This is a genomic window from Chryseobacterium sp. Marseille-Q8038 (assembly GCF_965111995.1).
The window spans coordinates 1,345,272-1,371,134 of the sequence record NZ_CBCOPN010000001.1 but is presented as its reverse complement, the minus strand read 5'-3'; the positions used below and the strand labels follow the sequence as shown (position 1 = coordinate 1,371,134).

The window sequence follows — 25,863 nt, the reverse complement described above, 5'->3', positions numbered from 1 at the left end:
AGCCCGAAGGTGTCATCATAATTTATTTTCTGTTATTTAATAATTCGTTTGCTATTTTCATGATTTCACCCATTACATCTTTAAAAGCTTCAAGCTTTTCAGGGGCAATTTTTTCCATTACCTTTTTGTTGAAATTCACAACAACTTCCTTAGACATGTTTCTTGAGTTGAGTCCTTTATCCGTAAGTTTGATGATAACCTCTCTTTTATCAGTGGTTGTTTTTTCCTTATAGATATATCCGTTATCTTCCAGAAGTTTGATAATTCTGGTTAAAGAAGTAGGCTCAATAGCCATCTTTGGACCCAAATTGGTACTTCGGGTTCCTTCTTTGGGATCAATTTTAAGAAGAGTAAGGGCTTGCACCGCTGTGGAATCATGTTCCTGGGCTAATTCTGTGTACATTTTAGAAACAGCCAACCAGGTCTGCTTTAAAATTAAATCTACGTTTTCTATTTTTTCCTTATTATTATCCATCATTTTTGCGCCAATGGTTTTACCCAAATTTAATAAATATTATGCATGCATAATATTTATTAACGTTAAATTTTGTTAATAACCTGGAAATAAACGGATTAAATTGTATGATTAGCATAATACTATGCATGCATAGTATGTGGAATAGTCAAAGAAAACGTAGTATTAATGAATGTTTTGGATTAAATTGACGATTTCTTCAAAAGATTCACATTGATAGGTAGCGGAATCTTTAGTAATTACCCAAAAAGTGTTCTGAAACTCGAAATTAACGTCAGAGAGGTCTTTTTTGAAGTTTTTTTGAAGCAGAGAATACAGCATTTCCTTGTGAAATTGCGGTGCTGAGATAAAAGGCGGAATAAAGGTCTCGTTGAATTGAAATAACGAGGCGTTAGTGAGTTCATCATGCTGAAGCAAAATATCCTCCACAATCCCTGAATACAAATGGTTTTCCTTTACATACCATATTTTATCGGCAAACTCTTTGGCCAGCCGCCAGTCATGGGAAGAAAACAGGATAAGTTTGTTCTGTTCTTTAGCCAGTTTTCTTAAGGTTTTTAGAATAATGATTTTATTTTTTTCATCCAGATGGGTAGTCGGTTCATCCAGAATGATGATAGGAGAGTTCTGGGTAATCGCCCGCCCGATAAATGCTTTTTGAAGATTTCCGTCTGACAGGTTTTTCAGAAGGGTGTATCTATATTGATTTAAATCCAGTTCCTCAATAATATGAGCAACTTCTTCACGGTCTTCTTTTTTTAATTCAAAATAAAAAGGGTAGTAGATATATTTTCCCAGAGAAATAAGATCCTCAACCGTATAATGCTGAGGAATAACCGATTTTGAAAAGACAATGGCAATATTTTCCGCTACTTCTTTTACAGAAAGATGCTTTATATTTTTTCCGCCAATAGAAATCTCCCCATTGAGTAATGGGAGCTGATGGAGAATAGATTTGATTAATGTTGTTTTTCCCACCCCATTATTACCAATCAGCAGACCTACATCACCGAGCTTTAAATCTGCATTGGCATTGGAGATTAATGGAGTATTGTAGCCGATATTTGCCTGATTGATCTGTAAGTGCATACTTGATTTTGGTTATACGCAAAGGCGTAGAATGTTTTTACAAAAATAATGTTTTAAGGCACAAGGAATTTGACTTTTTCAAATTTTTATCCCGTTTATTTTATAAGTTGTTTACAATTCTTGTGACACCGTTTTTGAAAACATCAGATTGAAAATTGAGAAGCATTCCTAATTTGCAGTTTGACATTTTTAAATAGGTTAATAGCTGAGCTTTATGAGCAGGGCTAATGTAATCAATGGTTTTTATTTCTAAAATCACTTTGTTTTCAATCATCAGGTCAAGTTTAAAAGCATTGTCTATTTTCAAATCTTCATAAATGATGGGAAGAAGCTTTTGCTTTTCTACTAAAAATCCTGATCTTGTTAATTCATAATACATGCATTCTTCATAGACATGTTCAAACAATCCTGCTCCAAGTTTTCTATGAATTTTTAATCCCGTTTCAAAAACAATTTTTGATATTTCATTTTCTGTCATTTGTGGTGTTTTGTTGAACTTAAATATATGAATTGTTGGATAAATAATTTGTAATTAATATAAGATGTTGGATAAACGCAAAGGCGCAGAGATTTATCAGCCATGCGTATATTTTAAGGCGCAGGAAAATCAAAGATTTTCGGCAAGGGGTTGTGGTAATTTTTGTTTGAAATATGTAAAATATGCGTTGTTCAATTTTATCGGAGATAAAATCTTTGCGTCTTAAAAATATGTAGATTTTAAAAGTTTCTTGCGTCTTTGCGTTATCCAACAAAAAATCTAAACCTTATTCTGTTTCAAAAGCATCATCAGAATCACAGGAATTCCAAATACGGAGCTTATTACATTCAGAGGGATCTGTGTTTTTTCTGCAATAACTGAGAAAAACAGCATAATCAGTATTCCCAGAAACATATTAAGAATCCATTGCTGCCATAATTTTGAAGGATTATAAACGAGTCTGCAAAAGTGAGGAACGATAATTCCAATAAACAGAATAGGCCCTAGAAATGCCGTAACAGAAGCTGAGAGTAGGGAAGAGGCTACTATTATTAAGAGTTTCAGTTGCTTCAGGTTTACTCCTAAACTTTGTGCATAGGAATTGCCAAGTGAGTTTCCAATGAGAGGTTTTATAGCCCTGAAACAAATAAACATTCCCATTAAAACCAATATAAGCAGTACATAAATCTGATTTCTCGTTACCATATTATTTGCACCGAAAGACCATAAAATATAGTTTTTCAGACTTTGATTTTCTGCGTAAAACTGAAGGAGAGAAACGATTGCTCCGGCAAAGGCAGAAACCAGAAATCCGAAAATAATAAGATAGGATTTGTCCTGAAATCTATTAGACATTGAGAGCAGTATCAACATTAACAGTAAGCTTCCTCCAATAGCAGATAAGCTAAGAAAACTATTCTGTAAAAATTCAGGAAGGAAAATGTTATGGGAAAAGAAAATGTAAAAGGCAACCGATAAGCTGGCAACCGAAGTGATTCCTAATATATCAGGTCCTGCCAGCGGATTTTGAAAATATTCCTGCATCAGAAAACCAGAGGTAGGAATTGAAATTCCGGCCAGCATCATAACAAGAACACGGTTGATACGGATTTCTGCAATTTGATTATGGGCAGAGTCCTGAAAGAAATCCTTGAAGCTTAATTGTAAAAATCCTGTGTTCAGATTAATGACAGCGCTTGCAATAATGGCAATCACGAATAATAAACACAGGATTTTAAATCTTTTTGACATGATTCAGAAAGAGTTCAGTCTATTTTATTTTAGGAAAGAATCGATTTTTGAATTCAATACATCTTCTGTCATCATTCCCAGATATTCATCGGTTTTATCTCCTTTTCTCATGAAAGTAAAAGGAATAGAACCTCCGTCCCATTGCTTGAAGTTGTTATGGAAAAAGTTTTGATCCAATTTTTGTCCATCCAGTAAGATAATGCTGCCTCCCAATTTGTTTTCAGTAGCAAAGTTTTTAACAGCACCTTCCCAATCTGCCTTTTCATCAAGATTTACGAAAGTGAACTTTACAGGTTTTCCTTTTAATTCTTCCATTTTACTTTTAAAACTTGGAATCTCTCTCATACATGGACCGCACCAGGTGGCAAAAAAATTGGTTACATATAGAGTATCATTGTTTTTTGCTAAATGCTGGCTTACATTTTCAGGAGAAAATTCTTTGGGAATGGCTGCACTTCCTTCATTTCCTGTATTTTGAGATACGGAAACAGAGTCTGCAGTTACAGTGTTTTCAGTTTTCTGACCTTCTTTTTTACAGCTGTACAATGCAGTAAGAAGTAACGTGGATAAAATTATCTTCTTCATAAATTATTTTTTATCTATTTTTGAATTGAAGTTATGGAACAACAAATCTATAAAGGGAAACTGATACAGTTTCATCCGTTAAAAATAGCGAAAAAGGAAGAGCTGACCAAAAATACTTTTTCTCTGGAGTTTGATATTCCTGAGAATTTAAAGGAAAATTTCAGGTTTGAAGCAGGGCAGTTCGTCAGCATACGATTTCAATCACATGGGGAAGAGGTTATTAATGATTATTCAATGACTTCAGCTCCTTATGAAGGTAAAATCTGTCTGGGGATTAAAATAAATTCTGCTGAAGGCGCGACTTCTCAGTTATTTCAAAACTATAATACAGGTGATAAACTGTGGGTGAGTGAACCTGCAGGAAGGTTTACCATTGTATCTAAACCCAGTGAATTCAGGACTATTGTAGCTTTTGCTGCAGGGATAGGAATTACTCCTATTTTGAGTCACTTTAAAAATATTCTTCACAACGAACCCCGAACAAGATTGTTTTTATTTTTTGGAAATAAAAGTTCAGAAGATCTCGTTTATCGTGAGCAGTTGGATAATCTTGCCAGAACATGTGGAGACAGACTTCAGATATTTTATTTTTTCTCACAGGAAAAAACTGCAGATCAGTTTTTCTACGGCAGGCTGGACGAAAAAAAATTACATCTTATCATCAATCAGATCCTTCATTTGGATGATACAGATGAAGAATCTACCATTTGGGATGCTGTAGATGAAGTATTGATCTGTGGAAAAGGAGAAATGATCAAGACATTGGCCAATGCATGCTATCACCACGGAATTCCAAAAAAGAATATTCATTTTGAACTTTTTGAAGAATTTAATGATGATATTTATCCTGTAGAAAAAGAATTTCCTCTGATTGAAAATATAGAAGTGGAATTTACCATGCTGGGAAAAAAATATACGACACATCTTGCTGATAATAAGGATAAAATCCTTCAGCAGCTTCTTATTCAGAAATTTCCGGTACCTTATTCATGTAAGTCTGGAATCTGTGGAAGTTGTGAATGTTCTTTAGAGGAAGGGGAAGTGGAACTGTTGGAAAATGAGTATCTTACCGAAAAAGAAGAAGAGCAGGGGCATATATTGGCTTGCATGTCTATAGTGAAAAGTAAAAAAATAAAGCTTAACTTTGATCTTAGTTGAGAGTCATTAGGAACATATTTAACCTGGGTTTTATATCATTGGAATTAGGAATTCTGATGATATGTTTCTGTAATGTGTGGGTTTTCGGACTTACCAACGGGAGAACCTATACTAAAATCTCAAAAATTCCACCAAGAGAAATAGCACTCGTTCTGGGCACATCTCCAAAAATGAGATCGGGAAAATCGAATCCTTATTTTACGAAAAGAATGGATGCTGCAGCACTTCTTTATCATCACGGGAAAATCAAAAAGATTATCGTGAGTGGAGAGAAGAGTAAGGGGTATAATGAGCCGGGTGCCATGAAGAATTATCTGGTTAATCAGGAAGGCGTTCCGGAAGATATTATTGTAGAAGATCCGAAAGGCTTTAATACCTATAAAAGTATTCTCCGTTGTAAGGATGTTTATAAAAAGAAAAATGTCATTATTGTCTCCCAGGGATATCACAATCTAAGGGCATTGTTTTTTGCCAGAAATAATGATATGAATGCGTTGGGATTTGATGCGCAGGATGTCACAAAACCGGAGAGCTTCTACAGAAACCAGACGAGGGAAATCCTCGCCCGTGTGATTGCTGTAGTGTATTTTATTTTGGGTGTTTCTCCGGACTAGAAAGGATACCCGAACGCTATATTAACCGTAGGTTTAAAAGGTTGAATATTTTTGAACCTCCATCGGTCACCTTCAGGTTTATTCGGGTCATAGATCTTGTATGCAAGGTCAATTCTTGCTGTTACATAGGCAATATTTAACCTTAGTCCGAACCCACTTCCGATCCCCACCTGTTTCCAGAACTTACCGAATTTAAATTCATCTCCATAGCCATCATTATAATTACGAAGACTCCATGTATTTCCGATATCAGTAAATAATGCTCCTTCATACGTTTTATTGAATGGAATTCTGTATTCAATATTGGTTGTAAGTTTTAAATTGTCGGTCATATAGGTACGTACTCTCTCATCCACCTGAGAATCAGCAGGACCTAACCCTCCAAAGGCTACCCATGCCCTGATATCATTGGAACCTCCATTGAAATAAGACTTGATGATTGGCATATCCTGAGAGTTTCCGTACGGTATTCCGACCCCGATAAACTGACGTAATACCAATGTCTGGTTTCCGTTAAACTTGAAATATTTTCTTGTATCAATATCAAATTTTACAAACTGCGCATAGGGCAGTCCGAAAATAGTTCCTTGCGGACCGGTAACAATACCTCCGCCGTCATCTTTTTTATTGAATATACTTAATATATTTCCCGCAAGCTCCACTTTTCCGTTAAAATAAAAGGCATTTGGATATTCTTTCTTTCCAATTTCACTATAAACAAAATTGTAGATCATGGAAGAAATAAGAACATCCTGCGTCTGTCTGTCTTTATTCACCAATGTTCCGGTAAATGCGGTTAAAAGATCTCTTCCCTGTTGATTGAGACTTCCACGGTAAGCGTCATTCTCAATGATTTTTTTAGAAACCTCATCTACACTCAGCTTTCCATCTTTATAATCTTGTCCGGTTTGCGCAGTTTCTGGGTTAAACATAAAATAATTCCCGAAAACCTCATCTTTTACTCTTCCGTCATTCACAAAGTAGTCATAGTAGGCATCTTTGTTTTTTGTCAGACTGACCTGAGTATTGAATAAAGTAAGCTTATGATATACCTGATCATTAACACTTGCCTGGTAGTTTAATCCCGTGTTAAAAATCAATCTTCCCAAACCGATATTGTTCTGTATGGATGCCCCAAGCAAAATAGATGATGTAGGCGTATATCGTTTTGGAATAAACTTATAATAATTAAAAGGAAGCAGCAGTCTGGGGAAGTTCAGGGATGCCTGTGCTGATATTTCATACGCGGCAACTCTTTTACTGATATCTTTTGTACTTCTGATAGAACCAAATGTCCCTGAAAGACTTGTAGAAAGGTTTTCTGCTCCTCTGAAGACATTTCGGGTGGTAAGGTCAACAGAAGGAGAGATCCCCAGATTTAAAACCTGAGAATAATTGATATCTGTCCCCACTTTAAGCTCATACTTCGGAAGGGGTTTCAGTACATATAACACATCAACAATACTGTCGTTAGGAGAAGTCATTCCACCTTGTCTCAGAGAATCTCTTGCTTTAACGATGCTAAAGTTATTCATCGCTAAAATGTTTCTCTTGGTTACATCCAGTTTCGTTTGGTCAAAAACCTTTTTACTGTCCGGAATAATAGCCCTCCATATCGATGACAGTTTGTATTTATCATTCATCGTATGGAATCTTATTCTCCTTAAGCTGTCTTTCTTGGTATTTTTAGGATAATCACCAGGTTCATCCACAATGGCAACATCAATATTTCCAAAAGTGGCTATCTTATAAGGAGTATCCAGAGAGTCTTTATGAATTTCCAGGGTTAAAGGAACCTGTTTTCTGCTTTTAAGAGAATCGGCCACAAAATAAACCTCATCATTGGAGGCATTGAATCTATAGAAACCAAATTCTCTCATCAGGTCGGTAATTCTGGTTACTTCTCTTTCCAGAACAGTCTGATCAAGAATCTGTCCTGATCTCACAAGGCTTCTGTTCAGGTTATAGTTGTAATATCCTTTGATCCCCTGATCCGGAATATTATAGAAATAATCCTTGATGCGTGTAGGCTCGTTATGTTTGATAGAATAATTAACAGATGCCTTTTTGGACGCGGAATCCAATGTGTGTTTAAAGTTTACATCAGCATCCCAAAATCCTCTGTAGGTAAGCCTTTTCTTAATAGACTCTGCACTTTTTTCACTTCTTGTCTGATCAAGAATTACCGGTGGTGTTCCCCAATTGTGCAGTAAACGATCGAAAAGAAGACTTTTTCCGACACTGCTTTTCATATTATATTTAAGGAATAAAGAGTCTCTCAGTTTCTGATTTCTCATCTCACCGGGATAGGTCATATATTCATTAAGTATTGTATCGTATTTCGTATCCGCCATATTGTAGAGCAGTAAACTCAATGGCATGAAAAGAAATTGCTTCTTGTTAGGCTTTTGCTGAATGTAATCTTTCAGTTCTTCATCGAAAAATTCTCTCTTATCCTGGAACTCTAAACTGTTCTTGGTAAGCAGATATTCGCCTTCCGGAACTTTTTTTGTCGTACTACAAGCATAAAGGAGACCAACAAATGTTGCAAATGAGATAATTTTATAATATTTTTGAGGAGAATTCTTATAATGCTTACAGCTCATACAATAAAAGTTTTACAATCTTTAGATAAAAAGAAGTTCAGACAAAAATACAATTTGTTTTTGGTTGAAGGTAATAAAATCATTTGTGAACTTTTTAATTCTAACATTAAAGTTAAAGAAATATTGTCAACCGATCCACAAAAATTGGACCGTACTGATACTCTTGTGACCCATATCTCTGAAAATGAATTAAAAAAAATTAGTTTTCTTAAAACACCAAAAGATTCTGTAGCGGTATGTTATCTTGCCGAGGAAGAAAAATGGGAAGATAAGAAGATACAGCTGGTTTTGGATGGGATACAGGATCCCGGAAATTTAGGAACGATTATACGTCTGGCAGACTGGTTCGGAATTGAACAGATTATCTGTAGTGAAGATACGGTAGATGTATACAATCCGAAAGTAATTCAGGCGACAATGGGTTCTTTTACCAGAGTGAATGTGGTTTATACTGATCTTGTGGAATATCTTTCTTCAACAGAAAATGTAAACATAGGAACAGATATGGAAGGGGAGAACATCTATACTTTTGAGAAACCGGAAAAGATGAATCTTATTTTAGGGAATGAAGGAAACGGAATGAGACCGGAAACGGAAAAGCTGTTACAAAAAAGTATAAGCATTCCGAGGTTTGGAAAATCCCAGTCTACAGAAAGCCTGAATGTATCTATGGCGGCCGGGATTATTTTAGGACAGTTATTTTCAAAATAAAAAGCTAGAAACTAGAGGTTAGAATTGAATATAAACTGATGAATATACGCTAACTTCTAGTTTCTAACCTCTAACATTTATATAAGTTGTTCCATACTTGAAACACTTTTGTTTTTCTGATAGACCTCCATTTTTTTTCTGACATATTTCAGAGCAATAGGAGCAAGGTAGATCAATGCTGCGCCAATCAGTTTTTTCTTCCAGTTGGAGCTTTTCATATTCTTTTTGGCATAGTTTCCTACGATCGCAGTAACACCAAGCTTAACAAGGCTGTCTGTAATATTTCCCCCCTTGAAAGCAGAGCTGGCAATTCCTACAGCCGTATTTTTATTAATCAGTAAATCTTTTACCTCTGAGGTAAGTTGTTTCGCAATGACATCCTTTCTCAGAACTACTTTTTCATCACCGTCTTCATCTACTTTTTCCTGAAGATACTGGTCACTTAAGCCATTGGTAAATGCACTCAGACTTTCCTTCGTGTTTTTGAAGGTAAGAAGATTCTCCAGATCACTTATTTCACCTTGAAGCAGTTTTTTCTTTCTTCTTAATTCTTCTATGCTCTCGTATTTTCTGCCCATAGTTTAATGATTTAAAAATTTAATAACCTGATCTGCAACAGTGTTGACAATTTTACCTTTGAAGGCAATAACGAATGCCATTACCAACGCATAAAATCCAGCAACAATTAAGAATCCATATGAGTAATTATCCAGTGCTTTTCCAATAAGGAAAGCAATTCCAAAATTGAAAAGGATAATAAAAAAAGCAAAAGCAACAAGTAATACTACAAAGTAAGTAATGAGCCCGGCAGAAAGAGACGACTTTTCAGTCGCTTCAATTTTCAGAAGATCTATTCTCTTGGAGGCGTATTCTTTAATAGTTTCTATCATTGTTTTTTTTTAAAGTTACAAAAAAAGGAACTTTCGCACAAAAGTTCCTTTCCGTAATTTACTTAAAAAGATAAATTACTTATTTTATTTTTTCAGATCATTCAGTTCCGCTTCTACATCTTTTGCCAAATCTGCAGTTTTGGAAACAATCTGATCTTTGTATTTATCATATCCGTCTTTCACAGTATGTGCTACGCTGTTTGCAGTTTCTTTGAAAGTAGAAGAAATATTGCTGTACTGGTCTTTCATTTTTTCAGAAACCTCTCCGTATTTATCTTTAGCCTGATCTTTAAGATCATTTGCTTTATTTTTAATTTTTTTTCTGGTTTCTTTACCTTCTTCCGGTGCGTATAACATTCCTAAGATTACACCTGCCGCAGCACCTGCAAGAAGTCCTGCCAATATACCTGCTGTATTATTTCCTTTTCTAGACATTTTAAGTTTTTTAATAATTAATAATAGATTAGTTTTTACAGTAATAAAACTTGCAATTTGTATACCAAAGGAGGCCTGATGCCTATTAAAAATTGTTAAATCTTTTCGATGTGAGATAAAATAAGTTCTATGGTTTCTTCTTTGGTTAATTCAGAATTATCAATCACGATAGCATCGTCAGCCTGCTTTAATGGGGCTATTTCACGCTCACTGTCGATCTTGTCGCGTTCTATAAGGTTTTGTTTTACCTGTTCTTTATCGGCTTCTATTCCCAGGCCTTTCAGTTCTAAAAACCTTCTGTTGGTTCTTTCATCAATACTGGCAGTCAGGAAGAATTTATAGTCCGCATTTGGCAGAACTACTGTCCCAATGTCACGTCCGTCCATAATTACGCCGCCTTTTTCTGCCAAAGTGCGCTGTGACTGCAGCAAAAAGTCTCTTACTTCTTTCTGTTTGGCTACAAGACTTACGTTGTCTGATACGATATTAGTACGGATTTCCTTGGAGATGTCTGTGTCATTAAGGAAAAGAATAAGGGTTCCGTTGTTGTTTTTAAATTCAAGTCTGATCTGATCAAAAGAAGAAAATAATGTATTCAGATCAATTTCACCATTTTCATTCAGACAGCGCTGCAGAGCGTACCAGGTAACTCCTCTGTAAAGTGCTCCTGTATCCATATGAATAAGTCCCAATTTATCAGCAATGATTTTAGAGATAGAACTTTTTCCGGTAGACGAGTACCCATCGATAGCAATTACAGGTTTTTTCATACTGCAAATTTCAAGATTTTTTTTAAAAAATCAAGAGGAAGTAAGAAATTTTCGGAATAATTAAAAAAATCAGCTGAAAAGATTACTCTCCTCTGTGGCTGGAAAGATCCATGGAAATTCCTATCTGGTTGACATTTGAAGAGTTGTGATACCTTACGTGGGCATAATCAATACGGAATCTGGAAATTTTAATTCCAAATCCTGCAGAAAGTCCAGAAAAGTTTCTCTGATCGGCCACAGCCAGCTCATTTCCTCTTTTCACATTATAACCCAATCGGATATTGAAGTTCTTTTCCGGAAACAATTCTGCTCCCAATGAAAAGTGGTCTGCAATTTTTCTTCCGGTTTTTACTTCCTGTCCATCCAGATTATATTCTGAAGAAATATCAAATTTCTGAAGATCATGTGCTGTAATGGTGATTGCAAGAGGGAAGTTCTTGATAATTTTGGTATATCCCAGATCAACTCTGAACGGAAGGTTTTCTCTTGTTCCGTTGAATGATTTCAGTTGGAAACCAAAGTTCCTCATCACCAGGGAAAGTACTTCTTTGGTTTTTTTATTATGATAGGTAACTCCCGCTGTTCCTGAGATGGCGGAAGAAGTATAGTTGTCAATTTTTGAGGTAACGAAATTAAGACCTCCACCAATCGTCCAGTCTTCTTCAAACTGGTAGGCATAGCCTGCTCCAATAGCTACATCTGAAGCTTTGAATTCTCCGTTTTCGAAACCGCTTTCGTCAGTCCTCGGAATACTTCCATAGCTCATATACCTAGCATTGATGGTAGCCATGTGGCCATTCTCAAAGTCTTTGGCATAAGCGATAGTTCCGTATTTCGAATCGGCAAGGTAAGCCGTTGCGTTTACAGAAAGCTGTTTATCAGAATCTTTGTTTAACAGGGCAGGGTTTGCAATAGCAAAGGAAACATCATAATCTCTTATCGAAATTGCATCGCCACCCAAAGCAGCCTGTCTTGCAGATACAGGCACATTTAAGAACGGATAAACATTTGTTCCTGTTTGCGCATAAGAAACAATTCCTGATAGAAATAATGAAAAAATGATAATTTTCTTCAACTCAATTTATAATTAATGCAAAAATAATCCTTTTTCGTACTTTTCAAAATATTTCTTACATTATTTCTATTTAAATATTTTTCTTTTATCAATATTTTTAATGATTATATTTGCAAAATCAAATTCTGGGGAAACCAGTACTAATAAAAAGTTACTAAAAATAAAAGATGAAATATAAAAGAATCCTTCTGAAACTAAGCGGTGAGGCATTAATGGGGAACAGACAATACGGTATTGACAACGACAGACTGCAGGAATATGCTGCTGAGATCAAAAAAGTAGTTGATAAAGGATGTGAAGTAGCCATCGTAATTGGAGGAGGAAATATTTTCCGTGGTGTAGCAGGAGCTGCCAAAGGAATGGACAGAGTGCAGGGAGACTATATGGGAATGCTGGCAACTGTTATCAATGGGATGGCCTTGCAGGGAGCATTGGAAGATGCAGGAATCAAGACCAGACTTCAGTCTGCTATCGAAATGGATAAAGTGGCTGAACCTTTCATCAAAAGAAGAGCTGTAAGACACCTTGAAAAAGGTAGAGTAGTAATCTTCGGAGCGGGAACAGGAAACCCTTATTTTACTACAGATACCGCTGCTACATTAAGAGCCATCGAAATTGGAGCTGATGTCATCCTGAAAGGAACAAGAGTAGACGGAATCTATGACAGCGATCCTGAAAAGAATGTTAATGCAGTAAAATACAATTCATTATCTTTTGATGAAGTATTCGAGAAAAATCTTAAAGTAATGGATATGACTGCATTTACTTTAAGCCACGAAAATAAGTTGCCAATCATTGTATTCGATATGAATAAGGATGGAAATTTAGAAAAAATCGTAGACGGAGAAAATGTAGGTACTTTGGTTGATTTATAATCAATCTTGCCCCTAAAAAATATTAAAACACCTGCCATGATTATTTTGGCAGGTGTTTTCATTTTAACACTAATCTTAATTATTTATCCACACTGGCATTTTGCGTGGCATTTTCTTTTTCAACCAAAACATAACGGGAAGAAATCCACCCAATGATCTGATCTATTATCTTAAGAATCATCTCCAATTCTGTAACAGCAGTTACTCCAGGTACCAGTTTCAGATCTGGTTTTGGTAATGGCTGTGTTAAAATAAGACCATTCACTTGTGGATTGGATCCTGCCGCAGGAATACCATTATACATTCCCACATGCTGTACGGATAGCTGAAGCATATAGTCTTGCAAAGACTCAGGAGGTGTTTTGATGCTAATCGAGGAGGCACTTGAGTGTTGAAGTTGCCCAGGAAGCGATTGGTTCTGTATTCTTGTATAGCTGGCTCCTGAATTTGAAGAATCACTAATTGCCATCTTTTGTAAAGCGTTTAATAAAGCAGCCGTCAAATAGGTAGGGGCCTGGCCATAAATAGTTGCGATTTTTGCCAGTTCCGATACCGGCCATGCATGAGGCACAACGTCCAGATCATTCCAGTGCATGGTATTCCAGCTTTGGTAGGTGCCTGTCTGTTGCTGCCACCCTGAAGGCAATGGCGGGAATTTACTGTTGAACAGATTGGCAAATGTTGCTTCACCTGGAGTTGGTCCGGCAGTAGGATATACAAGCGTTACCCCGAAAGCATCCAGATCTTTATTCTCTTTCAGATAAAGGGCAAGGGTAGGAGATAATGCTCCGGCAAGGCTATGTCCACAAAATATGATGGCTGTATTCGGGTCAGGATTTAAGCTGGCAAGAAACTGTTGCAGTGTGGTATTAGGTGAAGCGGCAGATTGAGGACTTGTAAGCCCCAGCAGTATACCAATTCCAGTAGCAGTCCCTTTTGAAATATAAGGATCTGTACCATTATAAGGTGACGGAGCGAAATTGGAAGGGTTATAAGTGGTCCAGTTGACCACTTCTGAAACTGAAAAATCTTCTGTTTCCCAATCGTAAAGTGATGAAGGATTGGTAGCAGCAATAGCTACAACATAAGTAGGCAATGTAGGTCCTCCGGGAAATGCGACAGCATTAGACTTAACGACATATAATGCATTATCTGCAACTCCGGTAGGAACTCCCTTTTCATTTTTCTCTTCAATCAGGGCAGGTCCCCAGACCAAATCCCAGCTTCCTAATTCCGATAGGGCTGAAGGATTAGCTATGGAAGGTGTTTTCTGATCCATTATTTTAACCGGAGGAACATTGTTAAAATAATAGGATAAATCATACTGAAGCTGTTGCTGCAGCTGGATACCAAAACCGTTGTAGCCTCCGGCACGGTTGGCAAGACCTGCCATACCGAAAACTTGTTGATAGGCATCTAATGATGGATTTGTCATGATGTGATGGGTTTAAATTAGTTTTAAATTTTTAATTCACAAGAAAATGTCTTCTTTGAGACTTTCTGTTTGCCTTCCAGATATTATACTCAAATACCTGCTAATGTTCTGTTTAAAAGTCATAGTAAAGGAAGTTAGAAAAAATCATATCACACTAAGTAGAAATAACCAAAATGTTCGGTAGGTATTTGTACCCGAAGTTTTTTGCTTTTGTTGAGTTTTTAGGTAAAAACAAATTTCTTGTTTCAAAGAAAAGGCAAGTACACAAAATCATGTTGGAAATAGCTATTATTTGAAAACAATTCTGATTCCGAGTAATAATGGAGAAAGCAAGGGTTAGGGACTTGGGTAAGATAAAAGAAGAGATCAAGAAAGAAATGCCAATTCAAAAAAATGTTGCCAATCAACAGCTATAAGTATAATTTTAGCAAACCGAAAAAAAATTAAGACCATTGTATATTGCATAAAATATAACTTATGAAATTACAGATTTTAATTGGTAATGAAATCTACCTTGTAGAAGTAAAAAGGGTTATTGGAAAAGTTAAGCTCTTTTTCAAGACAAATAGAGAATATTATAACTCTATTGGATTTGATCTTCCTATTTATTGCTGTGAAAATATTACTCATAGGTGGAGAATCTGGAATCGCTTCAAGAATGATCTTTACAGTAGTAAATATAAAGATGTACAACTTTTTTCTGAATAATACTTTTAAAGAATTATGTATCCTAGCCTTCTCTTTGAGAGGGCTTTTTGTTATATTTGTTGAAAACTAAATAATTATGTACAACATCCCAATGACAAATTGGTCATATCCTATTCACATAGAATTTACAAATGGATCAGGAACAGGCTTTTTCATCGAAAAAGCTGAAAAGTCTTACTTAGTTACTGCTAAACACGTTTTAATGGATCTAAATACTAATGCATTTAGAGAGAAAACTGTTAGTATTAAATACCTAAGCTTAGATGAGCTAGGAGAATTGAAGGGAGTGACAAATTTTGTGATAAATTTAGAGCTATTAATGAGCAATGGTAAAATATATATCCATCCAGAAAAAGATATTATAGTTCTAGACATATTTGAATACATAATAGATGAAGGAGAGATTAAAATCAAGTTTAGAGGTGAGATAGATATAATTGGAGGCATTAACGGTTCATATCCTCTATTTGGTGAAAACTTGTTAATTAAAATACAACAGATAAAAATAACAAATGAAATTTATATTTTTGGTTATCCAACAAGTATAGGTATAAAAGCGAATCCACAATATGATTATAATTTACCACTTATTAGAAAGGGCATAGTTTCTCAAATATATAAAGAGAAAGGTACAATTATATTAGATTGCCAGGTGCAACATGGGAATAGTGGAGGAGCTGTTGTTCAAGTTGCAGAAATAGATGGGCAAACGATTTTTGGAGTTATTGGAGTTCAAATTCAATACATCCCATATATAACAAAACAAGCTATTTACGGTTCTGGTGGTTTTTTAGCTGGCCAAGTAGAAGATAATAAAAATTCAGGGTATTCTGTAGCTGTTGCAATGAATTCTGTTATTGAATTAATTGAAATGTTTAATTAAATTAGTCCCTTAATTGAGGCTCTAGAATTCATCTTCTGTTAACAAATTGAACACAAGATGAATGCACATTACATTTATGTTGTCTTTTCTTCCTCAAGAGAGGCCATTGACAATTCCTAAGTTTAATTTGTCTAAAGATTCTATATGACTTTCAATTTTGTTTGCCTGTCATTTTCAAAAATATCAACGTTTTCACAAAATACAGAATGCAGTCTTACCAGAATATGGAAATAATCATTATTTTTGCAGCACTGAATAATAAAAAATAATTTAAAACAGTAAGAAAACCCTGATGTTTACAGTGTTTTTGGGTTTAATTAGTTGATGTTCAGTTGAATTAATAGATGTGTAATTTATCAAACTTTAATATAATAATGGAAGAATTAGATCTTATATTAGAATCTGTAAAACAAGACATGGATGCAGCGGTAAAGCACCTGGATCACGCATTTCAAAGAATTAGAGCAGGACGTGCTTCTACATCAATGGTTCAGGATGTAATGGTAGAATACTATGGAGCAATGACTCCTATCAACCAGGTTGCGAATGTTTCTGTTCCGGATGCAATGACAATCTCTATTCAACCTTGGGACAGAACAGCAATCAATGCGATTGAAAAAGCGATCATCAACTCAAACTTAGGTTTTGCACCTTCTAACAATGGAGAAAACATTATCCTTAATGTTCCGCCTTTAACTGAGGAAAGAAGAAAGGAACTTGCAAAGCAGGCTAAAGTAGAATCTGAGAACACTAAAGTAACAGTAAGAAACGCAAGACAGGATGGTTTGAAAGAACTTAAAAAGCTGGATGGAGTTTCTGAAGATGTATTGAAAGGAGTAGAAGAAGAAATTCAGACTTACACTGATAAATACGTTAAGCTTTGCGAAGAGCATCTTAAGACAAAAGAAGCTGAAATTATGAAAGTATAATTTCCAGCTGTTGAAAATACTAAAGAGGTTTCCAATGGGAGATCTCTTTTTTTGTTTTTTTGCTATTTTATTTAACTTTTTATAATGCAATGCATTCTTATTCCATACTATATTGTGAAGTATTTACGTTCATTCATTATATTTAATAAAATTATTCCTGAGGTCTAATTAAAAAACAGGAAGCAATACTAAAATGATGACAAAAATTATCGGGGTAGGAAATTATATCCCATCGGAAACAATAACTAATTTATTTTTTGATAACCATGTTTTTCTTAATGAAGAAGGGATATTGTTAAAAGAGGATAATGCCTCCATTACGGATAAGCTAAAAAAGATTACAGGCATTGAAGAAAGAAGATATGCGCACAGTACACAGGTCACCTCAGATCTGGGATTGATTGCAGCACGTTCAGCAATAGAAAATGCAGGAATAGATCCTGAAACATTAGACTATATTATATTTGCCCATAACTTCGGGGATGTTCGTTTCGGAACAGTTCAATCGGATATGGTGCCCAGCCTTGCCGCCAGGGTAAAACATTTATTAGGAATCAGAAATAATTTCTGTGTAGCCTATGATGTTGTTTTTGGATGTCCGGGATGGATTGAAGGGGTCATACAGGCTCATGCATTTATTAAGTCCGGTATAGCGAAACGATGTTTGGTGATTGGGGCAGAAACCCTTTCCCGTGTGGCGGATATTCATGACAGAGATAGTATGATCTATGCTGACGGCGCAGGAGCAGCGGTTCTGGAAGTGAATCAGAATGATGATTCCGGGATTAAAGCCCATTTATCAGCTTCTTATACATTGGAAGAAAAAGATTATCTGTATTTTGGAAAGTCTTATAACAATGAGAGATGTCCGGATACCCGATACATTAAAATGGATGGCCGAAAAATATATGAATTTGCTCTGGTGAATGTCCCCGATGCCATGAAAAAATGTCTTGACAACAGTGGCTATTCTATTGATCAGTTAAATAAGATTATTATTCATCAGGCGAACGAAAAAATGGATGAAGCCATCGTGAGCAGGTTCTATCAATTGTATGGAAAACCGGTTCCGGACAACATTATGCCTATGGTTATTCATAAACTGGGAAACAGCAGCGTGGCTACTATTCCCTCTTTGCTGACAATGATTCTGAGGGATGAGCTGGAACATCATCAAATCAGCAAAAATGATGTGGTTTTATTTGCTTCCGTAGGAGCAGGAATGAATATTAATGCTTTTGTTTATCAGTTTTAAAATATAAAAAGAGATTGGCTCAAAAGGTCAATCTCTTTTGTTTTTATAAACATTGTATGGAGCTTTTCTGGTCTTTATGTTTTAATAGAGATTTGTAGCTCTTAAAGATTTCATCCACACTACACTGAATTTCTTTTCCCGGAATAGTATCAGGAGCTGTTTTTTCTTTCTGATCAGATTTTATGCTGTATTTCTTTTCAAGACATTTCAGCGGCTGATTATTCTGAAGGTAGATACGGGTTTCTGTAATGTCATCTTTGGTCACTGGTTTTTCGGGAGTGCCGCCATCAAAACTCCACACGGTCTCTTGTCTGAAAATAAAAAATGGCTTTCCATCTTTAATAAAATACTTTTCAGATCCGGAAAAATGACTGTGTTCTGCATAAAAATGTTCTATCACTTTAATTCCATCCTTGTCAGAATAGAAAGTAACTTCCCCTGAAGGTTCGTCATTACAATCATAATTGAATTTTGAAGAACTCAGCTTTTTAGTTTCCAACTGAGCCTGAAGGGCAGCATATTCTTTTTTGATCTCAGCAATAGGGTCTTCTTCAATGCTGCTCTGCATTGAATCCTTTTTTATCACAAGACTATCCCTGGAAACGAATTCTTTATAAGAAGTTTTCTCTTTTTCATTTTTACAGGAAACAATAAGAAGCAGACCTGCTGCCAGAAATAAGGTTTTCATATGATAGATACTTTGGTGGCTGATAAAAATACAAAAAAATTAAAAGCATGAATTATTAATATAAAATCGTATAAAAAAAGCTCCGGAATTTCTCCGGAGCTTTCTTCTTATTTCTATATCAGATTTATTGGTATCTCTGATGTTCTTTACTTTTTGTAAACCTTTTCGTAATCGGTTTGAATAATGCTTTGTATTTCTCTGCATCAAATAACTGCGAATCTGTAAGGGCTTTGTACGTCATCCAGACTCCAAAAGGTAGAAGGATCAGGTTGGGAAGCCACGCTGCAAGATAAGGGTTCATTTTCCCGCTCCAGGACATATTTTCCACCCCAACATTCATGACATAAAAGACAATGAAAATAACAATAGCGATGATGACTGGAAGTCCCATTCCTCCTTTTCTGATGATGGAACCTAAACTTGCCCCAATCAGGAAAAAGATAATACAGGTTACGGAATAGGCCACAATTCTTTGCTGGTAAATCACCACTTTACTGAAGTACTTTACATTGGAACTGTATTCATTCTTTTTAGACTCCAGTGTTGATTTCAGATTGTCAAGCCTGCTGTAGGAATTGTAAATAATTTCCAGCTTTTTTTCTCCTTTCACGGTATCCAGTTTAATCTGGGTTTTAGGAGCTACTTTATGCTTGTTGCCCTTATCCATATAGGTAATGACAGAATTGGTCTGGTTAAGAACTTCCGCCCCGATATTATCAAAGAACTGTTTGTTATCTTTCTTGTTTTTGGCAATCGTTCCGTCAAGCTGGTTATAGGTCTGGAAACGGTAGTCATCCGTAATCTGTTCTTTTTCGATGGCTTTATTGATAATTTCACTGATGTCAAAGTGAGAAACCAATGTATCAAATTTAATGGCCTGATCAGGCTGTTTTAGTCTTACATTATCACCTTTTCCGGCAAAAGCATCTTCAAAAACATATCCGTTATAAAGGACAAGCTTTAGAAAGTTCTTGTTAGCAGCCGGAACAAATTTTCCTTTTTCTGCTACCACAGATTGTTGATTTTCGTAAGCGTTTGCTTTCTTATGCACAAAAACCCCTTCAATATTCTCTCCGTTTTCTCCGTATATTTTGTCAAACTTTACCATATACCCGGGAATCTGATCAATAAACTGTCCGGGAGTAAAGTTGATGGCCGGTTTTGTCTGGGCAATATTGAAAAGCATGTTTTTTGCCTTTTTCTGAAAATCCGGGATAATATTATTGGAGAAGAAAAACAACATGATGGCAAGTGCCGTTGAAATTCCAAGAAGGGGAATCATTACTCGGGTCAGAGGAATTCCTGCGGCTTTCATTGCAGCAAGCTCATAACGTTCTCCAAATTCACCGAATGACATAATGCTCGCCAGAAGGATCGTAAGGGGAAGAACCATACTGATTACGTTTACCCCCAGATAAAAGAGTAGTTTAAGGATTTGCCAGTAGCTTAATCCCTTTCCCATAAATTGTCCTAACTGAACCCAGATAATGTTTACAATAAAAATGAAAAACAATACGCTGAATATAAAGAAAAACGGTCCAAAGAAGGTTTTTATGATATATCGGTCTAGTATTTTTAACATGCGCCAAAATTAATCAAAAAGCCACAAAGTTTACTTGTGACTTTTTCAATTTTGTTATTTTTTTAACTTAAAAAGGAAATTTGCGTGGTTGCGAATTCACTTTCAGCTTTTTAAAGTTCTGTAATGATGTAGTTTTTGAACTTATTTTTGTCGAAAACAAACATATTAGGATCCAACTCCTGGTTTTCTTTGTATTCTTTAATAGCGATTACCGCAACATCTTTGTTGTTGCCATGCTGCTCAAGTTTTACCATTTGTTTTTTCGCAGAGTCTACAAAAAGGTATACATACTTTATTCCGTTTGCTTTTACCGGAGTCAGTTTAATAAAATCCGAATTAACCCCATTGACCATTTTCTTACCGTTGTAGGTTACATTATAATCGTTTCTATAGGTCGTCAGGTAGTTGATAGGGGAGAACATGGTGCTGTTTCCGTTAGGTTTTGCAATGGTTACTTCCATATCATCCGCATTGATATTATAAATTTTGTTTCCGTCGAAGATCTGTTCTGTATCCATGATCTTCAGTTTGTATTTTTCTCCGGCAACATAATAAATACCAGGTTCTGTTTTTGCCACCTGCCCGTTAAGACCGCTTCCAAAAGAAAATTTGAAGTAAGAATTCTTTTTAGAATTGTAGTTGGCTGTAATATCATCCAATATCTTTTTAGCTTTAGCATCAATCTTCTGAGCGTTCGCCATACCTACTGCACTTACAACAAAACTTCCTAATATAACTTTTGAAATAATATTTTTCATTTTTTTATTTAATAATCTTTAGACATATTTAATTTTGAAAGGTTAAATCATTCAATTTTTTCCTTTAACTACGCAGATCTTCCAAAAACTGTTCCAAAGAATGAAGGTCACCGATCAGAACCTCTCTTGCCTTAGCTCCGTTGAAACCTCCTACAATACCACTTGCTTCAAGCTGATCCATAATTCTTCCGGCTCTGTTATATCCCAGTTTCAATTGTCTCTGAAGCATTGATGTAGATCCCTGCTGTGTAGAAACGATGATCCTTGCTGCTTCTTCAAATAAAGCATCCTTTTCGTTCGGGTCAAAAGTACCTACTGTACTTGTAGAGTCTTCGGAAACATATTCAGGAAGCAATAACGCTGAAGCATAGCCTTTCTGCTCTCCGATAAATTCTGCCAGTCTTTCCACTTCCGGAGTATCTACGAAAGCACACTGAAGTCTTAAGATCTCGTTTCCGTTGAAATAAAGCATATCCCCTTTACCAATCAGCTGATCTGCACCCGGAGAATCAAGAATAGTTCTGGAGTCTACACTGGAAATTACCCTGAAGGCAGCTCTCGCCGGGAAGTTGGCCTTGATCATACCCGTAATTACGTTCACGGATGGTCTTTGTGTGGCAACAATAAGGTGAATCCCTACGGCTCTTGCAAGCTGAGCAAGTCTGGCAATGGGTAATTCAACCTCTTTTCCTGCGGTCATGATCAAATCTGCAAACTCATCTACTACCAATACAATATAAGGTAAGTAACGGTGACCGTTTTCAGGATTTAATTTTCTCTCGGTAAATTTCTTATTGTATTCTTTTAAGTTTTTACAGAAAGCATTTTTAAGAAGATCATAACGTGTATCCATTTCAATACAAAGAGAGTTCAGTGTATTGATTACTTTATTGGTATCCGTAATGATTGCTTCTTCAGCATCCGGTAATTTTGCCAGATAGTGTCTTTCAATTTTTGAGTATAACGAAAGTTCCACTTTCTTAGGATCTACCATGACGAACTTCAGTTCGCTTGGGTGTTTTTTGTAAAGTAGAGAGGTAAGAATTGCATTAATACCAACAGATTTACCCTGACCTGTAGCTCCCGCCATCAATAAGTGAGGCATTTTTGAAAGATCGGCCATGAAGATTTCGTTGGAAATAGTCTTTCCGAAAACTACCGGAAGATCCATATCCGTATTCTGGAATTTCTGAGAAGCAATCACAGAACGCATGGAAACCATGGTAGGATTTTTTCTTGGCACTTCAATACCGATAGTTCCTTTTCCAGGCATTGGGGCAATAATTCTGATCCCTAATGCAGAAAGATTCAGTGCGATATCATCCTGTAGCTTTTTAATGGCTGCTACTCTGATTCCTGCTTCAGGAACAATTTCGTACAGCGTAACAGTAGGACCAATTGTTGCTTTAATCTCTGCAATTCCAACGTTGAAATTCTTAAGAAGTCCAACAATCTTATTTTTATTTTCTTCTAATTCTTCCTTATTGATAGAAATTTCTTCATTTCCATAATCTTTCAGTAATTCTACAGGCGGCATCTGGAAATTGGGCAGATCAAGCTTATGGTCATACAGTCCGTGCTTTTCTACAAGTTCCTGAGACTTTTTATCAGAATCGTCCAAAACATCAATTACCTGAGCTACTTCTACATTGAATTTAATGTTTTCCTGTGCAGGTGTGGGAGTTGCCACTGGAGACGGAGCAGATGGTCTGATGTCAAATGCTTCCTCCGGACTGGAAACCGGAACAATGGGTTTTGCAGAAAGGTTTAAACTTACCGGTTGGGAAACATCCCTCGGTTCTGCTTCAAAAGAAGTATGGTTGGGAGTAGTAATCGTTTCTATCTCGCTTGAAACCGGAACTTCAGGAAATCCTTTCGGAGTACTTACCGGTTCTGGCTCTTTCATTGTATTAATTGGATTATTGGCAGAATGGTTTGTAACATCAGTTACTGTAACTCTGGATGCCGTTTCCTCTTCTGTTTCCTCTGCTTCTTCTTTCAATTCCTCATCGGCCTCGAAATCATCATTAGAGTCCGGCATCATAGATTTTACTTTTCCAATAGTATTTTCATTGATCTTATCCAGTTTTGCTTTGATAGAGCTTGGACGAAGATTAAATTCAAGAATAAAATATAAAAGGATACTGGCCACGAGAACGGTCCACAAACCTACCGTTCCGATAATAGAGTTAAGGTAATCCATGATCTGATATCCGTACACACCTCCTAAAACACCTTGTCCTTTAGTAAGTGCTCCCATAAAGATAGGAAGCCAGCAGATAAAAAATAAAGAATGACCAATAGTTTTCCAGGGCTTAAAGATCTTCTTTTTCAGGATCAGTGTACCCACAACAAGAAGTAAAAAAGCGATGATAAATGAAGCAATCCCAATACTTTCAAAAATAAAAATATTCCCAAGCCAGTCACCTACCTTGCCAAAGATATTTGAAGATTTTATACTCTTGTCAAGCATCGTTCCAGCCTGGCTTTGATCTGCCTTCCAGTTCATCAGATAAGAGACGAATGAGAATGCAAGAACAGCCGATAAAAGTATAAAAGTAAGCCCGAAAAAAATACGTGGCTTAGATAAGATTCTGCCTTTTTCAGGCGATTCAGTCGGTTTTTTTTGTGTCTTTTTATCCATAATATCAATGTCGCAAATTTAATGTTTTATTCAACACTAAATGAATCTTTTTTATCCAAAAAACATTTTGGTAATCCCGCTTTTATAAAGGTTATTTAAATTTTTCCACTTAAAAATATTTTCTTTTACAGTACAATAAAATAAGGCTATTTTTTTTGCTTATCCAAATCTGATACCGTTAAATTATATTAACGGATTAATATTTATATTCTTTAAAAAAAGATAATAAAATTTCTTATTTAAATTGATGTAAATGAAAAAAAGTAGCAATATTCAAAATTTGATGGATATTATAATATATCAGTGGCGTTTTTTGAACTAGTTCAAAGGTCAGGAGGAGAAGCCTGTGTAATTTTGACCTATAAAATTTGAGACATGAAAAATACATTCAAAACTATTCTGACCCTAGGTCTGATAATAATTTCACTGATTACAATGAACGCACAAAAACAAAAAATGGAAAACACAGCACTATTAATTATCGATGTACAAAACGATTATTTCCCGGGAGGAAAAATGATGTTGGAAAATGCCGAACAGGCTGGAGAAAACACCCGGAAAGTTTTAGAGTATTTCAGGAAAAATAATCTTCCTGTTATTCATATTCAGCATATTTCTACCAATGATGGAGCCACCTTTTTTCTTCCGGATACGGAGGGTACTAAAATCAATCATAGGGTTTTACCTCGCGAAGATGAAAAAATAATTATCAAACATTTCCCCAACAGCTTCAGAGAAACGGATCTGATGGATTATCTTCGGTCAAAGGAAATCAAAAATCTGGTGATCACAGGGATGATGACGGATGTTTGTGTAGAGGCAACTACCAGAGCTGCTTTTGATTTTGGGTTTACGAATACAATTATCGGAGATGCAACAGCAACCAGAAACCGGGAGTTGAATGGGGAAGTGGTGAAGGCGGCAGAAGTACAAAGGGCTACTTTGGCCGGAGTATCTGCTCTTGGAAATCTTTATGCACGGGTCATAAATACTCATGAACTTTTAAAATAAGCTATCGGGGACATGGAAAGGCACAAAGATTTTTTGATAATTATCTGAAAAATTAGCTCAATCTGTGAGAAAATAAAAATATTAAAAACGTAAAGGCGCTAAGAGTTTTTTTGAAATATAAGCGGTTTTTAAGGCACAAAGATTTTATCGGAGATAAAATTTAAAACAGTTCAACTTGCTGAAAATCTTTGATTTTCTTGCGCCTAAAAGATAATTGCATGTGTGATAAGCCTTTTTGCGCCTTTGCGTTTACCCAATAAAAATCGGAGCTTTATTGCTTAGTACAACAATAACTTAACATAACTTAATTTCATAAAGGTGTCAATAATTTTGACACCTTTATTTGACTTAAACAAAACAATGTCCGATTTACTTCTTAAAAATATCAGTCAATATATACATCTTTCAGAACAGGATTTTAAACAGTTTGTAAAGCCATTTGAATACAAAAAGTTTAAAAAGAAAGAAGTTGTTCTCAAAGAAGGAGATTGCTGTCTCTTCGAAGGATTTGTTCTGAATGGTTGTTTCAAAATCTATTACCTGAATGAAAAAGGATTTGAGCAGACTTTATATTTTGCTGTGGAAGGCTGGTGGATTACCGATATAGACAGCCTTATCAATAATGTTCCGAGCATTTTGAATATTGAAGCCCTGGAAGACAGCGAAGTTTTGATGATTGCTAAAAAAGATAAAGAATATCTGTACGAAACAATGCCACAGATAGAAAAGCTTTTCAGGATCATGAATCAAAAATCTTCGGTAGCCCTGCAAAGAAGAATTCTTTCATTAACTGGCAAAACAGCAGATAAACGGTATCTTGAATTCCTTGAAAAATATCCGGGACTCGAACAGAGGCTTACCCAGCAGCAGGTTGCTTCTTATTTGGGAATTACTCATGAATTTTTAAGCAAAATAAGAAAAAAAGTACCATTGTAGAAATTATTTTATTGTCTTTTCT

Annotated in this window: 26 protein-coding genes; 10 read left to right on the top strand and 16 right to left on the bottom strand. The window is 35.8% G+C overall.

Annotation, left to right across the window (positions count from 1 at the left end):
- Positions 1 to 22: 22 nt before the first annotated feature.
- The 5 genes from ACWPWS_RS06360 to ACWPWS_RS06340 form a co-directional block, all read right to left on the bottom strand.
- Positions 23 to 475 (bottom strand): MarR family winged helix-turn-helix transcriptional regulator, encoded by a 453-nt coding sequence (locus ACWPWS_RS06360; protein ID WP_105682793.1) that lies wholly within the window; start codon positions 473 to 475, stop codon positions 23 to 25.
- Between the two features lie 165 nt (positions 476 to 640).
- Positions 641 to 1,564, bottom strand: a complete 924-nt coding sequence (locus ACWPWS_RS06355) for an ABC transporter ATP-binding protein (protein ID WP_454045923.1) — start codon at positions 1,562 to 1,564, stop codon at positions 641 to 643.
- Between the two features lie 100 nt (positions 1,565 to 1,664).
- Positions 1,665 to 2,042 (bottom strand): GxxExxY protein, encoded by a 378-nt coding sequence (locus tag ACWPWS_RS06350; RefSeq protein WP_454045922.1) that lies wholly within the window; start codon positions 2,040 to 2,042, stop codon positions 1,665 to 1,667.
- Between the two features lie 279 nt (positions 2,043 to 2,321).
- Positions 2,322 to 3,293 (bottom strand): iron chelate uptake ABC transporter family permease subunit, encoded by a 972-nt coding sequence (locus ACWPWS_RS06345; RefSeq protein WP_454045921.1) that lies wholly within the window; start codon positions 3,291 to 3,293, stop codon positions 2,322 to 2,324.
- Positions 3,294 to 3,317: 24 nt separating this feature from the next.
- Positions 3,318 to 3,878, bottom strand: a complete 561-nt coding sequence (locus ACWPWS_RS06340; RefSeq protein ID WP_209784647.1) for a TlpA family protein disulfide reductase — start codon at positions 3,876 to 3,878, stop codon at positions 3,318 to 3,320.
- Between the two features lie 33 nt (positions 3,879 to 3,911).
- Here ACWPWS_RS06340 and ACWPWS_RS06335 point away from each other — a divergent pair, with 33 nt between their 5' ends.
- Both ACWPWS_RS06335 and ACWPWS_RS06330 read left to right on the top strand, forming a co-directional pair.
- Complete coding sequence (locus tag ACWPWS_RS06335) at positions 3,912 to 5,036, top strand: 2Fe-2S iron-sulfur cluster-binding protein (RefSeq protein WP_454045920.1); 1,125 nt, start codon at positions 3,912 to 3,914, stop codon at positions 5,034 to 5,036.
- A gap of 56 nt (positions 5,037 to 5,092) precedes the next feature.
- A complete protein-coding gene (locus ACWPWS_RS06330; RefSeq protein ID WP_408915355.1) occupies positions 5,093 to 5,650 on the top strand; it encodes a SanA/YdcF family protein in 558 nt (185 codons plus the stop codon).
- Here ACWPWS_RS06330 and tamL read toward each other — a convergent pair.
- Positions 5,647 to 8,256, bottom strand: coding sequence for a translocation and assembly module lipoprotein TamL (tamL, locus tag ACWPWS_RS06325; protein ID WP_454045919.1), 2,610 nt, complete (start codon positions 8,254 to 8,256; stop codon positions 5,647 to 5,649). The two genes, ACWPWS_RS06330 and tamL, sit on opposite strands and share 4 nt — an antisense overlap.
- On the opposite strand from tamL, the gene ACWPWS_RS06320 reads away from it, so the two are divergent.
- A complete protein-coding gene (locus ACWPWS_RS06320) occupies positions 8,242 to 8,967 on the top strand; it encodes a TrmH family RNA methyltransferase (RefSeq protein WP_209784644.1) in 726 nt (241 codons plus the stop codon). The two genes, tamL and ACWPWS_RS06320, sit on opposite strands and share 15 nt — an antisense overlap.
- 77 nt (positions 8,968 to 9,044) lie before the next feature.
- Here the strand turns inward: ACWPWS_RS06320 and ACWPWS_RS06315 are convergent, their stop codons facing one another.
- From ACWPWS_RS06315 to porQ, 5 genes are all read right to left on the bottom strand, one after another.
- The gene (locus tag ACWPWS_RS06315) at positions 9,045 to 9,545 is read right to left on the bottom strand and encodes a phosphoribosyl-ATP pyrophosphatase (RefSeq protein WP_209784643.1); all 501 of its coding nucleotides are present in this window, start codon (positions 9,543 to 9,545) and stop codon (positions 9,045 to 9,047) included.
- A gap of 3 nt (positions 9,546 to 9,548) precedes the next feature.
- Positions 9,549 to 9,857 carry a phage holin family protein gene (locus tag ACWPWS_RS06310; RefSeq protein WP_209784642.1) on the bottom strand — a complete coding sequence of 103 codons (309 nt, stop codon included), beginning with the start codon at positions 9,855 to 9,857 and terminating at the stop codon, positions 9,549 to 9,551.
- Between the two features lie 84 nt (positions 9,858 to 9,941).
- Entirely contained in the window at positions 9,942 to 10,292 is a 351-nt protein-coding gene (locus ACWPWS_RS06305) for a YtxH domain-containing protein (RefSeq protein WP_105682525.1), read from the bottom strand.
- A gap of 95 nt (positions 10,293 to 10,387) precedes the next feature.
- Positions 10,388 to 11,062, bottom strand: a complete 675-nt coding sequence (gene cmk, locus ACWPWS_RS06300; RefSeq protein WP_105682524.1) for a (d)CMP kinase — start codon at positions 11,060 to 11,062, stop codon at positions 10,388 to 10,390.
- An 82-nt stretch (positions 11,063 to 11,144) separates the two neighbouring features.
- Positions 11,145 to 12,137 (bottom strand): type IX secretion system protein PorQ, encoded by a 993-nt coding sequence (gene porQ, locus ACWPWS_RS06295; protein WP_209784640.1) that lies wholly within the window; start codon positions 12,135 to 12,137, stop codon positions 11,145 to 11,147.
- Positions 12,138 to 12,304: 167 nt separating this feature from the next.
- Here porQ and pyrH point away from each other — a divergent pair, with 167 nt between their 5' ends.
- A complete protein-coding gene (gene pyrH, locus ACWPWS_RS06290) occupies positions 12,305 to 13,012 on the top strand; it encodes a UMP kinase (RefSeq protein ID WP_105682522.1) in 708 nt (235 codons plus the stop codon).
- Between the two features lie 79 nt (positions 13,013 to 13,091).
- Here pyrH and ACWPWS_RS06285 read toward each other — a convergent pair whose 3' ends face one another.
- Entirely contained in the window at positions 13,092 to 14,447 is a 1,356-nt protein-coding gene (locus tag ACWPWS_RS06285; protein ID WP_454045918.1) for a lipase family protein, read from the bottom strand.
- 477 nt (positions 14,448 to 14,924) lie between these two features.
- Between ACWPWS_RS06285 and ACWPWS_RS06280 the strand changes: the two genes are divergently transcribed.
- From ACWPWS_RS06280 to ACWPWS_RS06265, 4 genes are all read left to right on the top strand, one after another.
- Positions 14,925 to 15,155, top strand: a complete 231-nt coding sequence (locus tag ACWPWS_RS06280) for a hypothetical protein (RefSeq protein WP_454045917.1) — start codon at positions 14,925 to 14,927, stop codon at positions 15,153 to 15,155.
- A 91-nt stretch (positions 15,156 to 15,246) separates the two neighbouring features.
- A complete protein-coding gene (locus ACWPWS_RS06275) occupies positions 15,247 to 16,038 on the top strand; it encodes a trypsin-like peptidase domain-containing protein (RefSeq protein WP_454045916.1) in 792 nt (263 codons plus the stop codon).
- 374 nt (positions 16,039 to 16,412) lie between these two features.
- Positions 16,413 to 16,967, top strand: coding sequence for a ribosome recycling factor (gene frr, locus ACWPWS_RS06270; RefSeq protein WP_209784638.1), 555 nt, complete (start codon positions 16,413 to 16,415; stop codon positions 16,965 to 16,967).
- A 193-nt stretch (positions 16,968 to 17,160) separates the two neighbouring features.
- Positions 17,161 to 18,222, top strand: a complete 1,062-nt coding sequence (locus tag ACWPWS_RS06265; protein WP_454045915.1) for a 3-oxoacyl-ACP synthase III family protein — start codon at positions 17,161 to 17,163, stop codon at positions 18,220 to 18,222.
- Positions 18,223 to 18,265: 43 nt separating this feature from the next.
- On the opposite strand, the gene ACWPWS_RS06260 is transcribed toward ACWPWS_RS06265, so the two are convergent.
- The 4 genes from ACWPWS_RS06260 to ACWPWS_RS06245 form a co-directional block, all read right to left on the bottom strand.
- A complete protein-coding gene (locus ACWPWS_RS06260; RefSeq protein ID WP_454045914.1) occupies positions 18,266 to 18,910 on the bottom strand; it encodes a hypothetical protein in 645 nt (214 codons plus the stop codon).
- Positions 18,911 to 19,034: 124 nt separating this feature from the next.
- Positions 19,035 to 20,492, bottom strand: a complete 1,458-nt coding sequence (locus ACWPWS_RS06255) for an LptF/LptG family permease (protein ID WP_105682515.1) — start codon at positions 20,490 to 20,492, stop codon at positions 19,035 to 19,037.
- A gap of 110 nt (positions 20,493 to 20,602) precedes the next feature.
- Positions 20,603 to 21,250, bottom strand: a complete 648-nt coding sequence (locus ACWPWS_RS06250; protein ID WP_209784635.1) for a LolA family protein — start codon at positions 21,248 to 21,250, stop codon at positions 20,603 to 20,605.
- A 64-nt stretch (positions 21,251 to 21,314) separates the two neighbouring features.
- Positions 21,315 to 23,894 carry a DNA translocase FtsK 4TM domain-containing protein gene (locus tag ACWPWS_RS06245; protein ID WP_454045913.1) on the bottom strand — a complete coding sequence of 860 codons (2,580 nt, stop codon included), beginning with the start codon at positions 23,892 to 23,894 and terminating at the stop codon, positions 21,315 to 21,317.
- A gap of 456 nt (positions 23,895 to 24,350) precedes the next feature.
- On the opposite strand from ACWPWS_RS06245, the gene ACWPWS_RS06240 reads away from it, so the two are divergent.
- Both ACWPWS_RS06240 and ACWPWS_RS06235 read left to right on the top strand, forming a co-directional pair.
- Positions 24,351 to 24,905: a cysteine hydrolase family protein gene (locus ACWPWS_RS06240; protein WP_454045912.1), complete on the top strand. Its 555-nt coding sequence runs from the start codon at positions 24,351 to 24,353 to the stop codon at positions 24,903 to 24,905.
- 360 nt (positions 24,906 to 25,265) lie between these two features.
- Positions 25,266 to 25,841 carry a Crp/Fnr family transcriptional regulator gene (locus tag ACWPWS_RS06235; protein ID WP_454045911.1) on the top strand — a complete coding sequence of 192 codons (576 nt, stop codon included), beginning with the start codon at positions 25,266 to 25,268 and terminating at the stop codon, positions 25,839 to 25,841.
- The last annotated feature ends 22 nt before the right edge of the window (positions 25,842 to 25,863 follow it).

Bases quoted from the DNA above. Each gene is read 5' to 3' on its own strand.
- ACWPWS_RS06360 (WP_105682793.1), bottom strand. From the start codon at position 475: ATGGATAATAATAAGGAAAAAATAGAAAACGTAGATTTAATTTTAAAG.
- ACWPWS_RS06355 (WP_454045923.1), bottom strand. From the start codon at position 1,564: ATGCACTTACAGATCAATCAGGCAAATATCGGCTACAATACTCCATTA.
- ACWPWS_RS06350 (WP_454045922.1), bottom strand. From the start codon at position 2,042: ATGACAGAAAATGAAATATCAAAAATTGTTTTTGAAACGGGATTAAAA.
- ACWPWS_RS06345 (WP_454045921.1), bottom strand. From the start codon at position 3,293: ATGTCAAAAAGATTTAAAATCCTGTGTTTATTATTCGTGATTGCCATT.
- ACWPWS_RS06340 (WP_209784647.1), bottom strand. From the start codon at position 3,878: ATGAAGAAGATAATTTTATCCACGTTACTTCTTACTGCATTGTACAGC.
- ACWPWS_RS06335 (WP_454045920.1), top strand. From the start codon at position 3,912: ATGGAACAACAAATCTATAAAGGGAAACTGATACAGTTTCATCCGTTA.
- ACWPWS_RS06330 (WP_408915355.1), top strand. From the start codon at position 5,093: ATGATATGTTTCTGTAATGTGTGGGTTTTCGGACTTACCAACGGGAGA.
- ACWPWS_RS06320 (WP_209784644.1), top strand. From the start codon at position 8,242: ATGCTTACAGCTCATACAATAAAAGTTTTACAATCTTTAGATAAAAAG.
- tamL (WP_454045919.1), bottom strand. From the start codon at position 8,256: ATGAGCTGTAAGCATTATAAGAATTCTCCTCAAAAATATTATAAAATT.
- ACWPWS_RS06315 (WP_209784643.1), bottom strand. From the start codon at position 9,545: ATGGGCAGAAAATACGAGAGCATAGAAGAATTAAGAAGAAAGAAAAAA.
- ACWPWS_RS06310 (WP_209784642.1), bottom strand. From the start codon at position 9,857: ATGATAGAAACTATTAAAGAATACGCCTCCAAGAGAATAGATCTTCTG.
- ACWPWS_RS06305 (WP_105682525.1), bottom strand. From the start codon at position 10,292: ATGTCTAGAAAAGGAAATAATACAGCAGGTATATTGGCAGGACTTCTT.
- cmk (WP_105682524.1), bottom strand. From the start codon at position 11,062: ATGAAAAAACCTGTAATTGCTATCGATGGGTACTCGTCTACCGGAAAA.
- pyrH (WP_105682522.1), top strand. From the start codon at position 12,305: ATGAAATATAAAAGAATCCTTCTGAAACTAAGCGGTGAGGCATTAATG.
- ACWPWS_RS06285 (WP_454045918.1), bottom strand. From the start codon at position 14,447: ATGACAAATCCATCATTAGATGCCTATCAACAAGTTTTCGGTATGGCA.
- ACWPWS_RS06280 (WP_454045917.1), top strand. From the start codon at position 14,925: ATGAAATTACAGATTTTAATTGGTAATGAAATCTACCTTGTAGAAGTA.
- ACWPWS_RS06275 (WP_454045916.1), top strand. From the start codon at position 15,247: ATGACAAATTGGTCATATCCTATTCACATAGAATTTACAAATGGATCA.
- frr (WP_209784638.1), top strand. From the start codon at position 16,413: ATGGAAGAATTAGATCTTATATTAGAATCTGTAAAACAAGACATGGAT.
- ACWPWS_RS06265 (WP_454045915.1), top strand. From the start codon at position 17,161: ATGATGACAAAAATTATCGGGGTAGGAAATTATATCCCATCGGAAACA.
- ACWPWS_RS06260 (WP_454045914.1), bottom strand. From the start codon at position 18,910: ATGAAAACCTTATTTCTGGCAGCAGGTCTGCTTCTTATTGTTTCCTGT.
- ACWPWS_RS06255 (WP_105682515.1), bottom strand. From the start codon at position 20,492: ATGTTAAAAATACTAGACCGATATATCATAAAAACCTTCTTTGGACCG.
- ACWPWS_RS06250 (WP_209784635.1), bottom strand. From the start codon at position 21,250: ATGAAAAATATTATTTCAAAAGTTATATTAGGAAGTTTTGTTGTAAGT.
- ACWPWS_RS06245 (WP_454045913.1), bottom strand. From the start codon at position 23,894: ATGGATAAAAAGACACAAAAAAAACCGACTGAATCGCCTGAAAAAGGC.
- ACWPWS_RS06240 (WP_454045912.1), top strand. From the start codon at position 24,351: ATGGAAAACACAGCACTATTAATTATCGATGTACAAAACGATTATTTC.
- ACWPWS_RS06235 (WP_454045911.1), top strand. From the start codon at position 25,266: ATGTCCGATTTACTTCTTAAAAATATCAGTCAATATATACATCTTTCA.